The 15,916-nt window shown below is 62.3% G+C and carries 16 protein-coding genes; 1 reads left to right on the top strand and 15 read right to left on the bottom strand.

Annotated features, from left to right (window positions below; translation table 11 throughout):
- Window positions 1–6: 6 nt before the first annotated feature.
- The 5 genes from G3I54_RS37575 to G3I54_RS37555 form a co-directional block, all read right to left on the bottom strand.
- Window positions 7–990 carry a phage tail domain-containing protein gene (locus G3I54_RS37575; RefSeq protein WP_164621678.1) on the bottom strand — a complete coding sequence of 328 codons (984 nt, stop codon included), beginning with the start codon at window positions 988–990 and terminating at the stop codon, window positions 7–9.
- A 29-nt stretch (window positions 991–1,019) separates the two neighbouring features.
- Window positions 1,020–6,731 carry a transglycosylase SLT domain-containing protein gene (locus G3I54_RS39940; RefSeq protein WP_239144773.1) on the bottom strand — a complete coding sequence of 1,904 codons (5,712 nt, stop codon included), beginning with the start codon at window positions 6,729–6,731 and terminating at the stop codon, window positions 1,020–1,022.
- Between the two features lie 9 nt (window positions 6,732–6,740).
- On the bottom strand, window positions 6,741–6,944 hold the full coding sequence (locus G3I54_RS37565; protein WP_164621676.1) for a hypothetical protein: 204 nt from the start codon (window positions 6,942–6,944) through the stop codon (window positions 6,741–6,743).
- 209 nt (window positions 6,945–7,153) lie between these two features.
- Complete coding sequence (locus G3I54_RS37560) at window positions 7,154–7,486, bottom strand: hypothetical protein (RefSeq protein ID WP_203687732.1); 333 nt, start codon at window positions 7,484–7,486, stop codon at window positions 7,154–7,156.
- Between the two features lie 125 nt (window positions 7,487–7,611).
- Window positions 7,612–8,196 (bottom strand): hypothetical protein, encoded by a 585-nt coding sequence (locus G3I54_RS37555; protein ID WP_164621674.1) that lies wholly within the window; start codon window positions 8,194–8,196, stop codon window positions 7,612–7,614.
- 93 nt (window positions 8,197–8,289) lie between these two features.
- Between G3I54_RS37555 and G3I54_RS37550 the strand changes: the two genes are divergently transcribed.
- Window positions 8,290–8,637 carry a GNAT family N-acetyltransferase gene (locus tag G3I54_RS37550; RefSeq protein WP_164621672.1) on the top strand — a complete coding sequence of 116 codons (348 nt, stop codon included), beginning with the start codon at window positions 8,290–8,292 and terminating at the stop codon, window positions 8,635–8,637.
- On the opposite strand, the gene G3I54_RS37545 is transcribed toward G3I54_RS37550, so the two are convergent.
- From G3I54_RS37545 to G3I54_RS37500, 10 genes are all read right to left on the bottom strand, one after another.
- Window positions 8,595–8,888 (bottom strand): hypothetical protein, encoded by a 294-nt coding sequence (locus G3I54_RS37545; RefSeq protein WP_164621669.1) that lies wholly within the window; start codon window positions 8,886–8,888, stop codon window positions 8,595–8,597. The genes G3I54_RS37550 and G3I54_RS37545 overlap by 43 nt on opposite strands.
- A gap of 92 nt (window positions 8,889–8,980) precedes the next feature.
- The gene (locus G3I54_RS37540; RefSeq protein WP_164621668.1) at window positions 8,981–9,370 is read right to left on the bottom strand and encodes a hypothetical protein; all 390 of its coding nucleotides are present in this window, start codon (window positions 9,368–9,370) and stop codon (window positions 8,981–8,983) included.
- Window positions 9,370–9,699: a hypothetical protein gene (locus tag G3I54_RS37535; RefSeq protein ID WP_164621666.1), complete on the bottom strand. Its 330-nt coding sequence runs from the start codon at window positions 9,697–9,699 to the stop codon at window positions 9,370–9,372. The genes G3I54_RS37540 and G3I54_RS37535 overlap by 1 nt, the downstream gene beginning before the upstream one ends.
- Window positions 9,686–10,069, bottom strand: a complete 384-nt coding sequence (locus tag G3I54_RS37530) for a hypothetical protein (protein WP_203687731.1) — start codon at window positions 10,067–10,069, stop codon at window positions 9,686–9,688. The genes G3I54_RS37535 and G3I54_RS37530 overlap by 14 nt, the downstream gene beginning before the upstream one ends.
- Before the next feature lie 28 nt (window positions 10,070–10,097).
- Window positions 10,098–11,201: a hypothetical protein gene (locus G3I54_RS37525; RefSeq protein ID WP_164621664.1), complete on the bottom strand. Its 1,104-nt coding sequence runs from the start codon at window positions 11,199–11,201 to the stop codon at window positions 10,098–10,100.
- 128 nt (window positions 11,202–11,329) lie between these two features.
- On the bottom strand, window positions 11,330–11,854 hold the full coding sequence (locus G3I54_RS37520) for a hypothetical protein (protein WP_164621662.1): 525 nt from the start codon (window positions 11,852–11,854) through the stop codon (window positions 11,330–11,332).
- A 40-nt stretch (window positions 11,855–11,894) separates the two neighbouring features.
- Window positions 11,895–13,325 (bottom strand): phage portal protein, encoded by a 1,431-nt coding sequence (locus G3I54_RS37515; protein WP_164621659.1) that lies wholly within the window; start codon window positions 13,323–13,325, stop codon window positions 11,895–11,897.
- A 14-nt stretch (window positions 13,326–13,339) separates the two neighbouring features.
- Window positions 13,340–14,065 carry a terminase TerL endonuclease subunit gene (locus G3I54_RS37510; protein WP_343240518.1) on the bottom strand — a complete coding sequence of 242 codons (726 nt, stop codon included), beginning with the start codon at window positions 14,063–14,065 and terminating at the stop codon, window positions 13,340–13,342.
- A gap of 280 nt (window positions 14,066–14,345) precedes the next feature.
- Complete coding sequence (locus G3I54_RS37505; protein ID WP_203687730.1) at window positions 14,346–14,954, bottom strand: hypothetical protein; 609 nt, start codon at window positions 14,952–14,954, stop codon at window positions 14,346–14,348.
- Between the two features lie 8 nt (window positions 14,955–14,962).
- A complete protein-coding gene (locus G3I54_RS37500; RefSeq protein WP_164621657.1) occupies window positions 14,963–15,388 on the bottom strand; it encodes a hypothetical protein in 426 nt (141 codons plus the stop codon).
- Window positions 15,389–15,916: the final 528 nt, after the last annotated feature.

The raw sequence follows: 15,916 nt of genomic DNA, 5'->3' as shown, positions 1-15,916 counted from the left end.
CTCATGTCAGTAAGTCAAATAGCGTGGGTAGAGCGTCATCTTCACCGTGGGCGTGCCACTTCCGGCGAGGAGATCGGCTTGAGCGGTGGAGGTGCCGGGGGGCACCGACCAGAGAGAGGGATTGGCGGACAGCATGGGGAAATAAATCTTTCCCGTGTTGTCCGAGACGGTCTTGTATCCGGGGCGGCAGTCCACCGTCAAAGTCCGCCCTGCGGGGAGGGCGTCTATGCTGCTCGGCTGATTAGGTATGCCGAAGCTCGTGCCGTCTGGCCCCGTGAACTTGAATCGCTTGAGCGGCCCCGTGATCTCCCATACGGGCCAGGCTTCGATATCGCCCGGGTTCTCGATGGTGAGAGACCCTTTGGAAACGGTGCCCTTGGCGAGCGTGATCGGAAGGAACGAGTTTCCAAGGAAGGGCTGGTCCGTCCCGAAGGACCAGGAGGCGGCCGTCTCGGTGTCGCCGTAGAAGTAGGGGTCGGCCGCAGTGAGCTGGATCCCGTACGAGACCCAGGTGAAGCCGGAGGCGTCCACGGCCTCACTGCCCTCCATGCCCCCGACGTAGTAGCACTTCAGCCGCCGCGGTTCCCCGCCCTGCTCGATAAAGGTCAGCACCGAGTACCCGAGCCGGGGGTTGAGGGCGCCAGCCAACTTCGCCTTGAACTGCCGCAGCGTCTTGCGGTCGATCCCGTAGACGAAGACGGGGAGCAGGATCTGACGGGCCGAGGCCCTGGCCCCCCGGACCATCGCCCCGTCGAGGTTCGGGGACTCGTCCATGTGGACTGCGTACGGGGGGAGGTCGAGACCTGTTGCCCCGGGCTGCAACACCAGGGCCGGCCAGGCGCCTCCCTGGAAGCCGGTGAGGGGGATCTCCTCCCCCTCACCGTTTCGGCCCCGAATCGACACGTAGGTGCGCTGCCACCGCTCAGGGACCGGGTAGACCACTCTGGAGTCGGAGCGGTCGACGGTAATTGAGCGTGCGGGAATAGGCATTTAGCACTCCTTCAGTAGCACTCCTTGTGTCAGAGGGCGGCCATCGTTTCCGCGTACTGCATCGCGCGAAGAACGGCCTGAGTGGTGTTCTCGGCCTTGGCCTCATGAATATGGATCTCGTAGCGAGGTCCCATCATTCGGGCGGTGTCCTGGTCGTGGTAGACACGCTCCCCGCCCTTAAAATCGATCAGCTCAGGTCCCTTTTCTCCGACAAGCGCCACACCCCGAGCTGCTGACCGCGTACCGGTCGCATATCCCTTGATCTTGCTGACCTTGGTAGATGTCGTGGTCTTGCCGCCGACAGTCCGCTTGGTGACTGTTGTGGTAGTTCCCTTAGCGGGGTCAGTCGTGGTCGTGGTGACCGTCGTGACATTCCGCCCCCTAGAGTCCGTCGAATAGGTCGTGGTCGTCCTGGTCGTCTTCTTCTTCGAGGTGCTTCCACCGCCCTTCACGGCCTGGCCCTGGCCCGTAAGCCAGGTCAGTAGAGCGGCGAGGGAGGAGTCCACCGGGGACTTGGAGCTGATCTTGAGACTCTTCTTGAATCTCTTTTCGATGCTGGCCGCCAACTTCTCGATGCCCTTTGTGAGCCTCTTGTCCTCAGCGGTCAGTCCGTCGACGAGAGCCTGAGCAGCCTTCTTGCCAGTGGCGTAGTAGGTCTTTGCGACCGACTTGCCTAGCGTTGTCGATTCAGCTCCGATTGCGGAGTAGACGGAATTGAACTGGCTGACCTGCGACTTGGACGCAGTCAGCAGTTCCTTCGCCATAGCGCTGCCCTGTTCGACACCAGCATTGGCGACCTCTGCAATGATTTCCTTTGAATAGCCCGCCTTGGACAACTTGGCTATGTTGGACTGGAAGGACTTGATCGCCTTCAGGCGATCCTTCAGACCAGACAGGGCCGAGGAGAATGACACACCTTCTGAATTGAACAATCCCGTGAGGGAACGTTCCTGCTTGGTGCTGTCCGCGATGGACGTCGCCATTTCGCTTTCTTGCGCCTTGACGTCTGCCAGCTTGGTGTTAGCGGCCTTGAGCTTGGTGGCAATAGTCGCCCGTTGAGCCACAAGTTTTTGAAGCGTCTTGTTCTGCTTGTCCAGCCACTTGTTCAGGCTGTTCGCGGTCCCCGACCCGATCCGGTTCGAGGTGAACGCCTTGGTGATGATCGAGTAGAGCTTGTTCACCGCGGCGTTCAGCGTCGAGACGCCCTTCTTCGCGTCGGCAGCCAGGCCCGTGGTCCTGGTGCTCGACGTGCCCGAGGCGTACCCCCTCTGCACGTTGGCCGAGGCCAACATGCTGTCCTCGTGGGTCAGGACGGTTTCCCCGCCGCTGAAGTTCACGAGTTCCGGGCCTTCCTCACCAACCCAGGCCCAGCCCCGGGCGGCCCCATCTGTTCCGCCGGCGTAGCCCTGAGTTCCACTCAGTGCCCTTCGCCAGTTCGCACCGTAGCGATCGGTGGCGTAGTTCAATCCGGCGTAGATGCTGGCCAGGGGGTCAGTGATGCCTCGGGATCTGTACGGCCCTGCATAGGCTGCGAAGGTCGGAGGGATCGTCTGCATCAAGCCCTGGCTCGGGACACCGTTCTTGGCGTTGATGTCCCAGTTGTTGATGGCCTTCGGGTTTCCTCCGGACTCGACCTTGATGCGGTGGAGGACCAGACCCAAGTCGCTCTGGGGGAGCCCCAGTTGGGCCAGTACCATCTTGACCAGCGGCGTCCAGCGGGTGACCGAATCCCCTGTGCCTGGGGATACCGTTGCGTCTCCCAGAATGCCGTCAAGCTCCGGAGGGGAGGAGCTGAGTCCCTTCCCGCTGAAATCGAAGAGCTTGTCCAGGTTCGGCAGATTTTCCTTGGCCGTCTCGTAGATCTCTCCAGCTACCTGGGAGCCGTAAGCCATCGGGTTTTGCCAGATTTCGCGCAACCCGGTGACATTCTCGACAAAGCCGTTGTACGAGTTCTTCGAGACCTCCCAGACGCCGTTGATGCTGTCCTTGATCATCCCAATGGGGTCGGTGACGAGCCTCTTACCGGCCTCCCAGAGACCCTTCAGTGAATCCCATCCGCCACCGAAAAGGTTGGACACGATTTTCTGCAAGGTCTTCGGAGAGAACATGTGGGAGAGGTAGGTCTGTCCTCGTTCGAGGGCGTTGCCCTGGCCCTTCCACACGTCATCCCAGAAATATTCAGCTGAGACAGGAGATAGGGCTCCTCCGACAATGCCGACTGCCTGAGACCAGCCGGAGGGAACTTTGGCCTTCCTCAGGAGATCGAAGACGTCACGGGTCAGGAAGTCGTACTGCCCGCGGAACTTTGCGCCGACATCAGAGCCGACGAAATGCGTGCCGCCCTTTCCGCCTCCCTGGATTCCTTGGCGGGTAGGTCCCCCGAGGGCATCAGAGGAGCTGTAGAGGCTTGCGGCTCCTGTCGCACCAAGAATGTCCGGCCCCATGTTGAAGGTCCGCATGGCGTCATCGATGCCCCCGAGACCGAGCCTTTGCAGGACACCGCCCTTGGCGAACTTCATCGCGGCCCGGACGCCACCGACTCCGCCGGCTCTGGCAGCCGCGTTGATCCGGTTGACCTCGTCGGCGCCCACCGCGGCCGTGAACTCGGGGCGCATGACCGCTTCACCTCCGGAGAGGTGAAGCTCGCCAGCCGTGGGGCTGCTGAACACGTGGACGTCGCGGCCCGGGGTGTAGCCCGGGAGGACGCCGCCGAGGGCCTTCTTCGTCTTCTTGCCGCTGCCACCACGCCCGGGGGCGTGAGCGGAGATGTTGGCGAGCCGGTCGTTGAGTGTCCTCGCCTTGCCGCCCGCGTCATCGAGGGCGTCCTTCAGCTTCTTGATCTGCTGGACGACCGAACTCGTGCTCATCGCGTTGAGCTGGCCGACTCGGGAGATCAGGGACGACTTACCGCCGCCGACCTTGTCTGTGGCGGAGTCGGCCGCGTTCTTGACGTGGTCGACCTGCCCCTTGATCTTCCCCAGCGACTTCCCGTTGAGGTTCCCGGCCTGCTTCGCCGCCGCGCTGAGCGCGGCGTCCAAGGACTTCGACTTCCCCTTGGCGTCGGTCAGCTCGCCGTCCAGGTCCCCGAGACCCCTGCCGTTCAGGTCCGAAACCCTGGCGGCGGCCCGGCTCACCTGGCTCTTGAGTGAGCTGGTGTTCTCCGTGACCTTGTTGAACTCGTCCCCGAGGACCTGGAGCTTGAGCCCCTTGAGGTTGGTGGTGGCGGTGTCGGCCCCCCGAACGGCCTTCGCGGCCTTCTCCGCCGCAGCCTTGACGCTTGAGTCTGCACCGGCGAGGTGGGCAGCCAGCTCGTTGAAGTTCTCACCCTTGAAGTTCCGGATCTTGGTCCGCAGACTCTCGATCTCGGCGTCAAGTTCATTGATCTTCTGCTTGGCCCGGTCGGTGTTGACCTGGATCTCATCGACCTGGGAGTTGCGTCCCCGCACCGAGTCGAGCGCACGCCGGCCAAGGCTGCGGTTGTCGCCGCCGTGGCTCGCCGTCCGTGCGTTGCGGTACCGGTCCCGGTAGCTGTCGCCATCCGAGCCCAAGGCCCCTCGGGCTACCTGGTTGCCGATCTTGGCGGTGCCCTTGACGGTCTTGAACAGGCCCTTGGCGAGCATGGCGACGGGAGAGAGCGCCTTGGTCAGCAGGCCGAAGGTCTTGATCAGGAGACCCAGAGCAAGAGCGCCTGCACCGGCGAGGGCGGCCCACTTTCCGATTTCGACCACGGCGTCGGTGATGCCGGGGTTCTCCTTCAAGACCTTCACTGCGGACTCGGTCCAGCCCGCGAGGGTGGTCAGGCTCTCGAACAGCCCGGCGATGACCTTGCCGGACGGCTCCTTCAGGTCCGCGCCGAGACCGCCCAGGGTTTCGAGGAGACCGCCCTCGTACTCGTAGCCCTTGACGATCCGGTGGCCGTCCTGGTCGAGCTTGTAGTCCCCGTTTTTCCTCTTCTCGTAGACAGGGGAGGCGTCGCCCATGAGGGCGGCGCCAGCTCCCGTATACCTGTAGAGGCCGCTCTCCTTGTCTTCGGAAATAAACATGTCGGCTAGACCGAACTTGGTCGCCTCGTACATGTTCGACAGGCGGCCCTTGATGGTGGCCGCACCCATCTGTCGGGCGGGTGAACCGGGCTCGCCCGATCCGATGTCTCCAGCTCGCTTAATCAGGGCGTCCGTGACTGCCAGACCAGGCACACCGCCGGTCTCGGCCGCCTTCGCCATCCAGAGCATCATTTGCCCGGAAGCCTTACTGGTCGTGCCCGGCTCCCAGTTGACCCCCATCTTGTCCATCTGCGCCTGGCGGTCAGCGATTTCCTTCTTGGTCATCTGCCGGTCTTTGAAGCCGAGCATCTGAGCAAGCGACTGGATATCCAGGCCACCGCTTTCCGCGATGGTGCGGACGTTACGGAGTGAAGCGCGGTCGGACTCCATGATGTTGCCGACTGCCCTCAGGGTCCGCTCAACCAAGGCGGGGTCGGTGTTACCGCCGTACGCGGCGAGATCACCAACTGCCTGCACCAGGTCAGTAGCCCGAGTGGACGCCTTCTTGGAATTCATCCCGTGGGACGTGTTGGAACGGGCGTACTGAGAGCCGTACTTGAACATGTCCTCGACGGTGTACGGCGTCTGAACACCGAACTCCTTCAACGTCTCGATGAAGTTGGAGGTGTCCTTGTTAGAGATACCGATACCCTTGAGGGCGGTCTGAGCCTGGACGATCGAGTCAGCGGCACTGATACCGAGAGCCGACATCGCGGCCCCGGCCGCAGCCAGAGGCGTAACAAGGTTGGAATTAATATTCCGCCCGAGTTCCGTGACGGACGAACCGAACGAGTTGATCTGCCGGCCCATGTTGTAAGTGGAGCGGCCCCACGACTTCTCGGCCTTGCCCGCGTTGGCCTGGAGGGCCTTGACGGTCTCGTTGTTCGCCGCGACCGTCTGCTGGGAAGCCCTCTTCGCGGCCTGAGCCGCAGCGACCTGGCCCTGGGCCGCGGCGATGCTCGCAGCCTTAAGGCTGTTCATGTTGGAGAGGATCTGTGCCTGGCGGGTGGTGTACGCCGAGGTGTAGGCGGCCTGCGCCGTACGGGCGGCCTTGACCGCTTCCGTGGCCTCAAGCTGGGCTTGGCGGACGACCAGGGCCGAAAGAGTCTTGACCTGGGCCTCTCGGATCCTGGTCTGCCTCAGGTTCTCGGCGGCGACCTTGCGCTGTTCGATGATCTCTGCGGCGGACCACTGCGCGGCCTCGTTGATGCGGACGATCGAGAGGCCCTTGTTGTCCTTGACCATCGCCGCGACGTCCTTGCGGTACGCCGCGGCCACCTCAGTGCCGTAACGGACTTCGAGGTTGCGGGCGTTGAGGGCAACGCGCTCACGCTGGCGAGCGCCCTTTTCTGCTGCTGCCGCTCGGGCCTGCTCCGCCTTGGCTGCCGCTTCAGTGACCGTGGCGAAAGCCTTGATCTGCGCAGCAGTCTCGGTCTTCGCGTATTCCGCACGGTTCGCCGCAGCAGCCTGCTCCAGCTTCACGCGCTTGGCGGCCTCCTGGCCGTAGCGTGCGGTCACGTACTCTTCGAGCTTGGCTCGAAGGTTGGCCGTCTGCCGGGCCAGAGTCTGCTGCTTCCCACTGAAAGCAGCAATTTCCTTCTCAGCCAGTTCGAGCTGAGCCTTCATCTGCGAATGATCAAGCTCAGGGGTAATCCTGATCCATGCATTACCGACCTTGATGCTTCCGGCTTCGGGCATAGATCCCCCTTAGAGAGCGTTCATTCGAGTGAAGAAATCCACCACCTCCTCCGTAGAGGCATAGGTCGGCTGCGCGGGCTCGGCGGCAGCGTCTTCCTGGCCGGGCCGGCGCATGGGGGTGGGAGCGGGGACAGGTTCGGCGTCCTCGCTGGAATTGGCTTGGTAGAAGAGCCAGTTGGAAAGCTCAAGCGCGTCTGAGACCTGCGCGAGCATGTGTTCCGAGTCGGACCACACGGCCGACTCGTCTACCGCTGCCGCGAGGGCGGAGCGGCCCGGCTGATTGAGCAGTGACCCAATCAGGACGTTGATACGACGTAGGGAGAGCTGTCCACGCCACAGGTCAAGAAGATCGACCCTGAAGAACTGGAGCAGGTCGGCTTCCAGCTCCCCAGGGAACTTCCTGAGGATGTAGACAGCCCTATTTAGTTTCCCGACGCCTCGTTGATCTTCCGGTTGAAGTCCTGGAAGTCACGGATGGTGGGCCGTGCCTTTCGGTATTCCTGCCACTGAGCCTCGCCCAGGACGACGCGCACGGCCTCGAAATCGTTCTCCGCGAAGACGACGTCCACCGGGTAGTCCAGGGGGGACGGCAGGAGATAGGTCTTGCCGCCGTGTTCGACCAGGACCTCATCGCCCTTCGCCTCAGCCTCAGCGGCGCCCAGCTCGGCGTCCGAGTCGGGAACCTCTTCGACAACGACGACCTCTTCGGCCGGCGCGGAGGGCTTCTTGGCGGCGGTCTTCTTGGCAGCAGTCATGGGGAACTCCAAAGGTGGGGGCAGCAAAAAGGCCCCTCGCGCGTCGCGGGGGGCCTGGAACGAGAAAGGGGGGTCCGGGGGCTACGAGCCATCCCCGGCAGGGGAGTTGGAACGGCCCCGGGGGATCACGGAGCGGTCGTCATGTCCTGGTTGGTCAGGACGTAGCCGAGGGAGCCGTCACTGTCGAGAGCGTCGATCGTGAGCTGGTACTCCTGGTTCGCGTTCCGGACGAGGGTGATAGCGCCTCGGTCCTGGATCATCGACCGCGGAATGACGACACGGTTCAGCACATCGCCCTGGCCCCAGTCCACGACGAGGGAAATCTCCTGGAGCTCGGGAGTGCTGGACAGGTCAAGCCGCCAAGTGGTGGCGGTGCCGCCGCCCTCGGGTGTCACGGACACCCAGCTCGCGCCCCAGAACAGTTCAGTGGTGTTCACGTTGGACTCGGCGAAGGTCGCGGAGACGGTGAACGTGGCTGCGGAGACGTTGAAGAGCACGGGTACGGCGCTCTGCCAGACGTTGACCGGGTCGGCCGTCACGGTGGGGGTGATCACCACCCCGGCGTCGGATACGTAGCCGAGGGACTTGTAGCCGGCCGGGGCGGTCTTGCCGTCACCCACGGCCGTGGGCAGCGTGGCGCCGACGGCGGGGGCCAGGTAGACAGCCCCCTTAGGGGCAAAGCGGATCTTCGAGGGGTCGTTATTGGCCATAGAGCTCCTTGGAAAAACAAAAACGGCCCCAAAGGGGCCGTGAGTTCTGGGAAATAGAGCCACTGGTGGCTCTGGAGGATGTAAAGTCCAACCATGCGAGCGATCTATTTCAGGCATGATGGAGCCGCCACGGCTAGCGTCCTTGAGCCACCGGGCCGCCGAGAAGATGAACCGGCCATCCTCACCGAAATCGCTGTATGGCCGGAACACAGGGGTAAGGGCTGGGGAAGCGAAATCCTTAAAGAGGTTTGCCGCGCCGCCGACGCAGAGGGAATAACCCTGATTCTCAGTGTTGATCCTGCCCCAGGCGGCTTGTCGGACGAAGAGCTTGCTGCCTGGTACGGGCGCTATGGATTTCAGAGGTCGGAGGACGACGAGGAAGTAATGATTAGGCTTGCTCAGTCGTCAGCTACGAGGTACACAGAGACCTCGCCGGTATAGGCGGGTTCCAGAGACTGCTTGTCGGGGTGCCAGCTCGGCGCGTCTTCTTCGCGCACGTCCAGGACGAGGACGCCCTTCAGGCTCTGGCCCGGCAGCTGCTCAAGAAGGTATTCCCGGACGGTGTACGCCAGTGCGCCGGCCTCAGCCGGGCTTTCGCCGTACACGTCGTAGACGACGTACATGCGGTCGACGCGGTCTCGCCTGCTGCGGTAGCCGCCGGACTGCATGAGGTAGACGGTCGTTTCACCCACGGATCGGCCAACTAGGGTGCCGGTGACGGCACCTGTTGGAATCTCTGGGATCGTACGAAGGTAGCTGACCAGGAGAGGGATTGGATCCGACCTCACTCGACCCTCTCCTTCTGGAGAACGGACCTCAGGTAAAAGCGGCCTGCGTGGCGCCGCCCTGCCGGGTCGCGGTATCCGCGCTCCTGGAGCATCGCGTGCCGTGCACGGTCGTTCTCCTCCACGACCACGTACCCGACCCATTCGTCCCCGACCTGTTCAACGTAGGGGTGGATGTTCTTCTTGATCGAGTAAGCGTCAGTAGTAACGTGAGGGCCGCGGGGAGCAGCCTTGATCATGTTGCCTGCCATTTCCCCGGTCTTCGCAGCGACCACGGCTCTTACGGCCCCGGACTGCATCAGCTTGGTTTCGAATCCCATGTCGGTCTCGAAGGTGAAGTCCTTGGTCCCGTAGCGGGTGTGCTGCTTTCCGCGCTTCGGTGCGGCCATTACTTCGTCACCCCCCGGACATGGAGCATGGTGTATTGCCGGGACCCCAGTTTCCACTTCCAGGGTTCGCCCTCAGGCGTCCAGAGCTTTGACTGAAATAGGATCCGGTCGGACGAGTCCACATCCAGATTTCCCGGGAGGTAGATCGTCGCTTTGTTCATGGTCGTTTCGCGGACAGGAGTCTCGGCCTTCCTCGAACGCAAGTAGGGGACGCCGGCACCGAGCCCGGACCAGACCACTGCGTACGTGTCCCAATCGCGGTGATGGCCGTATTCGTCTTCCACGAGCGGAGTTCGGCGGACTTCGATGAGGTCGTTAAACAGCGCCATCGATCACCTTTGTCCAGGTGATCAGGGGGACGGAGCCCAGGCGCTTCCTGTACCTGACCAGCATCGACTTTGCGGCCTCCGAGAGGCCCGAGGTGAACGCGGTCTGCGCGTACTCGACTTGAAGGTCTCCGGTCTTCTCCATGATGGTGCCCGGAGAGACGCTGAGCCATCGGATAACTTCCGCGCAGACGGCGGCCTTCACGGCGCCGGGCACTGCTTCCCATGTCGGCTGCTGGAAATCTGTCCCGCAGTAATCGCACACAAGGGCAGTGGCGTCTTCAATGAAGGCCGCCGTCTTGGTGGCCTCCGCATCGTCCGCGAAGGGCCGCCCGAGCCGGGCGACCACATCGTCAACGGTGGCTAGCGGCATTGGTGACCTCCGTCACGGATTCAAGTTTTTAGTTAGCAGAAGGTGCCGTCTCCGTGATTGAAATCTTCAGGCCGCGCACGAATCGCTCACCGATAACGGTGCCGCGGACCGCGTACGCCGGGTCCTCCTTGATGGTGGCCAGGCCGTACATCGTGTCGAGGCCGATCGTGTCGTGCTTCTGGTTGTAGTTGTAATCGACCAGCATTCGAGTTGCGATGCCACCCACATTCTGAATGGAGCCGGTAACGGCACCCATCGGCAGTGCCGGGCACGCGGAAGCGATGAGCATGGCGGACTTGTGGAAAAGGTACATCTCCAGGCCGAACGCATTGTGAATTACAATGTCAAAACCGTAGATACGGCCGACAGTCGCTCGGCGCAGCGCATTCGTGTCACCGGAATAATCGACTGCCACGAACTCGGGATCCTTCAAGAGGATCGCCTCGACCTCGGGGCCGGCAATGAGAAACCGCTCGGAGGTCGGGACCAGGGCGAGGTTCATATGCATCCGCGCATCGACCAAAGCCGCACGGATTCCAAGGGCACGCTCGGTCATATTGGCGCCGGTGCCGTCAGCCTGCGGAATCTTGACCTCGACGTCGCCGCCGACCGCCTTCTTCTGCGCGGCGGTCAGGCCAGAGCGGTTGATGTTCGCCTTGATGAAGCTCGCAACGGTGTCGTCGAAATACTCCGCGAAGCCGCGGGTGAGCTTACTGAGGACCTGAGAGCCGAAGGTCCTGAGGTCGAAGGCAACCTGCTCCATGCCGATCGCGGTCGCGTTCTGCGCGAGCGTGGTGAGCTGGACCGGGAAGCGGGTCTCCGTGACGAATCCGTTCGGGGCCCGCCGGTCCGCGTCCGGAAGCGGTCGGTCGGTGGCCGCGGCGAAAACGTTGGCGTCCCCGGTAATCGGGTTCTTGATCGGGGCTGAGATGCCCGACTCCTGAACCGGGATCCCTCGGGACTCACGGTTCACGTTGATCACGTCACCGATGCCGCCCCGGAAACTGAGCTCCGAATACCGGGCCGGGATGCCCCCAAGGGTGAGCTGCCGGTCGAGAATCCCAAGCGCCGCGATGGTCACCTGGACCGGGTCCAAATTAAAGTGATGCTGATTAGCCAATGAAGCCTCCACGAGGGCATAAAAAAGCCCCCCGAGGGGGCCTTTTCGCGCGCTGTGGAGCTGCTAAAAACCCCTCAACGGAGGGCTAGGGAAGAGGGAGATCGGGAGCGTGTCACGGATTCAAGTTTTGGAAGAAAAAACTAGAGGAACGATCCGCCAGCGATGTAGTCAGCTAGCTCGCTGGGGTTGGTACTGGAGAAGTCACCGTTGCCGCCCTTGTTGTGGCCGGCGCCTGCGATGGGCGGGAATCCCGGCCCGGAACTGACCTGCTTGGGCAGGGACTCGATGAACGACTTGACCGAGTCCGGATTCGGGCGCGAGTCCTCGCCCGTGAACCGGGTGAGGTCGAGGAAGGAGAGGTCGGGAAGCTCGGCCCCGACGCCTACGGCCTGGAGCCGGAGTTCCGCCGTCACCAGCTCCGTGGACACCTCGCCCAGGGCGGAAGTCCGGCCCTCGGTGCGGGCGGCCTCAATGGCAGCCTGCTGAGCGGTCTGGAGCTGCTGAAGCTCGGTGCGAGCCCCGTTGAAGTTGGTCTCGTTCTGCCGAGAGAGAGCCTTCCAGCGGTCGCGGTCGGCAATGACCTCTTCCAGCGTCGGCCCAGCAGTAGAGGCCGGAGGGTTCCCTTCGGCATCAGCCGGGGCGGCGTTGTCGTCCTGAGTAGTCATGTTTGTTTCCATTTCGGAAGAGGCCCGCCATTTCGGCGGGTCAGCGCTTAGCCTCGTGCAGCTTCCGGTTTGCATTACCGGAGTTTCCTTGAGGAGGCTTGTTGGGGTTAGGTTGCTGGCCCTTCACCTCGGGCTGGGGGATGATCTTCTGAATCTCTGCCTGAGCCTTGGCGTCCGCCTTACGCATTTCGCGGAAGTCAGCGATCTGGGTGCCGGAGAACCCGGCCTCGTGCCACAGGAATTCGAGGGGCACGTCGAGCTGCTTCAACTTGAGCAGGGCGTCAACGTGCTGGGCCTCGGTGCGGTACTCGGGATCGCGCCAACGCGTCTCCATTTCGAAGGCGTCCTTGCGCTTGTCGCCCTTGACCGCAAAGCAAAGCCTGATCACTCGCTCCCACGCCTCGCCGAAGTGAAGCATTCGCTCACGGACCTTAGCGACCAGTCCGGCTTCCGCCGAGATAATGGCTTCACCCGAGGGTGTGGTGGTTGTGTTGACCAAAAAATAATGACTGGGCACCCTCGCCACCGTGCTGAGGTGCTGTACGAGCATATCCACCAGCGTCACGTAATTGCTAAGGTCGGCGGCGGCGAAGGAGCCAAATTTAGCTGACGGATCCTCTGCCTGAAGAAGCTTGTCCTGGCCGACGTTGTACGGCTCGACGGGGTTACCGTTCGAGTCCTCCTGGATTTCCAGGCCCGTCACGTATCTCTGAGGGAAGGCCGCGAACTCCGAGGCGGTGAGCGCGTCCATCGTGGTCTTGTTGATCGCATCCTGAATCGGAATGCAGTTGGTCAGCTCGGAGACGGGCTCGCGGCCGAGTCGCGAGCGGTTCTCGAAGGGCACCACAGGGACTCTGCGGAGGGGATTGTCCTGCTTTTCTCCCTGGTCCCACTCGGTCGTTCCGTAGGCCACCTCGTAGACGTATTCCTCAGTCCAGAGGGTGACCTGCTGCCGGCCCCAGGCGTCCATCTCGAAACGTGCCGCGGCCTCCAGCTCCCAGAGCGAGCCGGGCTTGTAGGAGACGGCCATACGGGAGCCGGGGACCGGCGTGATGGTGGGTTCCCCGTCGTTGTCAGCCCAGACGACGGCGTACGCCACACCCGTGATCAGGGCCTCCAGGTGCACCGACGACGAGTAGGCGTCCATGCTTGACCGCTGCCAGAATTCTCGGGCTTCCGCCCCGTCGTCCTCGCCGGAGATCCGGAAGGAATCGACGTGCAGCCGTTCGTTCGTGCTGTCCACGATGGTGCCGCAAAAATTGTCTCGCCACTCTCCGAAGACAGAGGCGAAGGCTGCTTTGTACTTCATCTGCGAGAAAGCAAGCTTCTGCTGCTCTCCTTCGTAGTACCGTGAATACTTGTGAGACACATGAAGTGGCCCCGGGATCTTTCCGTACAGGTACATGAGCCACTGGTGCGGGGATTCCGGCTTACCTATGAAAGAGGTATGGCTTCCGGGAGGTACGATCATAGGCGGGCTTCCTTCTAGAAGCCCACGACACGCGACCTTCTGATTTTCATTCGTCCATCAGCGATGGCATCTGCTCTGGCCTCGAAACTGAGAATGGCCGCGACTGCGGCGTCAATTTTCTTTTTTGAGCGGGGTGACTCTTTGGTGATCAGGATGCCTTGAGGAACTTCACGGGTGACTGCGTTTAGCACGTGGCGAGTAAGAAACTCGTCTCCGTCATGCTTGAGGTCCTGGACCATGGCCGCAGAGCGAAAACGCTCGATGGCCTGCGTCATCCTCGTCGGCTTATTGGTCCAGTATTCGAATACGTAGTCATCGCCGTACTCGATCGACCACCGGCCAAGGGCTTCCTGCCAGTAGGGCGGGTCACCGTAGAACCATTCAACTCGGTAAGTCTTAAATGCGTTGGCTACTGCTGCCTCTACTCCGAGTACATCCACTTCCCAATCAGGTTGATTGGGATCCCGTGGGTTCTCCTGAAAATGCAGCATGAACAGTTTTCCGTCGCGCAGCCGGCAACCGACCAAACAGGTTGAGTCTCCGCGCAGACTTCCGTCAAAGCCGATGGCGATCTGGTCGCCGGGCCTGATCGGGTCGTCCTCGGAGAGGCACAGGCCCCATTCGTCTTTCGACATCCACCCGTCTGCGTTCTCCTGAATATTGTTCAAGTAGAAGCGATAAGAGATGGCGGGGGTTGTGCGGGGGTCTTGAATAGCGTCAGCAATACCGTCCTGATCCACCCAATGGGAATCCCCATATGCGTCTCTGATGGCCTCCATGACCGCGTCACGGTCTTTCAGGTCTACATCGGCAACGGCTTCGACGCAGTCGTAGAGAAGTCGAGTGGCGCCTTCCAGGACGGCTTCATGCGTCCGCTGGGCAATGGAACCCTCATTAGGGTTGTACGCATTCGTAGTCTCGATCAGTCGAGAACCAGAGCCCGCAGTTTTCTGGACGTTTCGGTCCAGGGTTTCCCAGACGTAGACGCCCGCGTTCGACTCGATCCAGTGATGGACCTCGTCACAAACGACGAATCAGATATAGTTCGGCCCTCAGCAGAAACTTTTCTTCTGAGGGCCGAACAAAGGTGGGCCTCGCCCCCTCAAGTCCCCGAGAGGACGAGGTAACGGGCTCAATGCGGCCCGGCCTGCCATCCTTGAACTGGATCAGGCCCTTACCTATGTCGATGTTGTACTCAGCTTCGGCCGGAGACTCGGCCAACATGCCCCGAATCATGTCTCGGGTATTGGCGGTCTGGTCGAGCGAGGTAGCAGCAATCTGCACCAGAGGGAGCGGGACGCGCTTGCCTACCGGCACCCCGCGCTTGTCGAAGTGCGAGAAACGGGCCGGGCCGATGAACTCGACGATGCACAGCGCAGCGAGCAACGGTGTCTTGCCCCAGCCCTTAGCCCTGCGCAGGGCCGCGGTGCGGTACAGCCATCGACCGTTCTCATCAATGGCGTACATCCAGAGGACGAACCGAAGCTGCTCGGCCGTAAACTTCCAGGGCTGGCCTGCGTTCTCGCCATCCGGCTGGACGATGTACTTCTGAGCCCAGCGAATAATCTGGTAGCCGAGGCTCCTAGTGGGGTGCGGGACGCCCGAAGGGATGTTGCCGGTCTGAGGCATCCCGTCTCCTATGTGTCGTTGAGCAGCTTGAACAGCTCTTCGTCCATGTCGTCTGCCATGCGCTCAGTCGTCTCGTCGTCCTGGTCCTGGCCCCCGGTGTCCTCGATGGACATGCGCAATCTGGAGCGGTCCTCGGTGGTCGCCCCCCACTTGGCTACGCGCTGCCGGATCTCCCCAGCGAGCTTGACGTCACCGGCGTACAGGGCGTCGACCAGCTTCACGGTGATCTCCAGTTCGGCCCAGTCGGTCTCAGCCCAGCTGCCGGCCTGCGGCGAGGTCGCCCAGGTCCGCCAGAAGCGGCGGGCGCCAGCTGTCTTGATCCCGAGGCCGGGCGGGAGGGCGCGGCCCTCGGTGGTCGAGGAGCTGAGCGTCTGCGCGTGCTCGTGTTTGTTGCGCCTGACAGCGTTGTCCTTGGGCTTGGGGCCGCGGGTCACAGCTTCACCGCGCTCGGGTCGATCCCGTATAGGTCGCCCAGCTCCTCAAGCTCGAAGAGTGCTTCCTGTCGCCAGGACCGGTCAGCCGCCCGAGTTGGCCGGCGCGACGGTGCCCGGGGCCCGCAGATGTCATGGGGGCAGTCGAAGCACCTGCCGGTGCACGCGGACATGGGGACCTCCAGAAGGTGGACCAGTGGGAAGGAATGAAAGAGGCCGCCTCAGGGGCGGCCTTCGCTGTACGTCTTGCGCCTGTGGCATCTCTTGCAGAGGACCCAGAGGTTGTCTTCCTCCCAGGACCCGCCTCGGGCCACGGGGACGATGTGGTCGACCTCCAGCTCCTTGCGGGAACCGCACTGCTGGCACGTGAATCGATATCGCGCAAGCGTTCGAGAGCGACGTTTTGACCAATCCCTTGGTCTCGAAGTATTTCGAGCAGATGTTCGATTCCAGCCCTTTCGGATCTGATGGTCGAGGCACCGGCCATCCCTGGTTGAAGGGGTCAAGCAGCCGGACGTGAGGCAGATGCTT

It is taken from the genome of Streptomyces sp. SID14515 (assembly GCF_010548505.1).
GTDB lineage: Bacteria > Actinomycetota > Actinomycetes > Streptomycetales > Streptomycetaceae > Streptomyces > Streptomyces caviscabies.
The sequence above is the reverse complement of the archived record's forward strand: the minus strand, read 5'-3'. Positions and strand labels throughout refer to the sequence as shown.

Bases quoted from the DNA above. Each gene is read 5' to 3' on its own strand.
- G3I54_RS37575 (WP_164621678.1), bottom strand. From the start codon at position 990: ATGCCTATTCCCGCACGCTCAATTACCGTCGACCGCTCCGACTCCAGA.
- G3I54_RS39940 (WP_239144773.1), bottom strand. From the start codon at position 6,731: ATGCCCGAAGCCGGAAGCATCAAGGTCGGTAATGCATGGATCAGGATT.
- G3I54_RS37565 (WP_164621676.1), bottom strand. From the start codon at position 6,944: ATGCTCGCGCAGGTCTCAGACGCGCTTGAGCTTTCCAACTGGCTCTTC.
- G3I54_RS37560 (WP_203687732.1), bottom strand. From the start codon at position 7,486: ATGACTGCTGCCAAGAAGACCGCCGCCAAGAAGCCCTCCGCGCCGGCC.
- G3I54_RS37555 (WP_164621674.1), bottom strand. From the start codon at position 8,196: ATGGCCAATAACGACCCCTCGAAGATCCGCTTTGCCCCTAAGGGGGCT.
- G3I54_RS37550 (WP_164621672.1), top strand. From the start codon at position 8,290: ATGCGAGCGATCTATTTCAGGCATGATGGAGCCGCCACGGCTAGCGTC.
- G3I54_RS37540 (WP_164621668.1), bottom strand. From the start codon at position 9,370: ATGGCCGCACCGAAGCGCGGAAAGCAGCACACCCGCTACGGGACCAAG.
- G3I54_RS37535 (WP_164621666.1), bottom strand. From the start codon at position 9,699: ATGGCGCTGTTTAACGACCTCATCGAAGTCCGCCGAACTCCGCTCGTG.
- G3I54_RS37530 (WP_203687731.1), bottom strand. From the start codon at position 10,069: ATGCCGCTAGCCACCGTTGACGATGTGGTCGCCCGGCTCGGGCGGCCC.
- G3I54_RS37520 (WP_164621662.1), bottom strand. From the start codon at position 11,854: ATGACTACTCAGGACGACAACGCCGCCCCGGCTGATGCCGAAGGGAAC.
- G3I54_RS37515 (WP_164621659.1), bottom strand. From the start codon at position 13,325: ATGATCGTACCTCCCGGAAGCCATACCTCTTTCATAGGTAAGCCGGAA.
- G3I54_RS37505 (WP_203687730.1), bottom strand. From the start codon at position 14,954: ATGCCTCAGACCGGCAACATCCCTTCGGGCGTCCCGCACCCCACTAGG.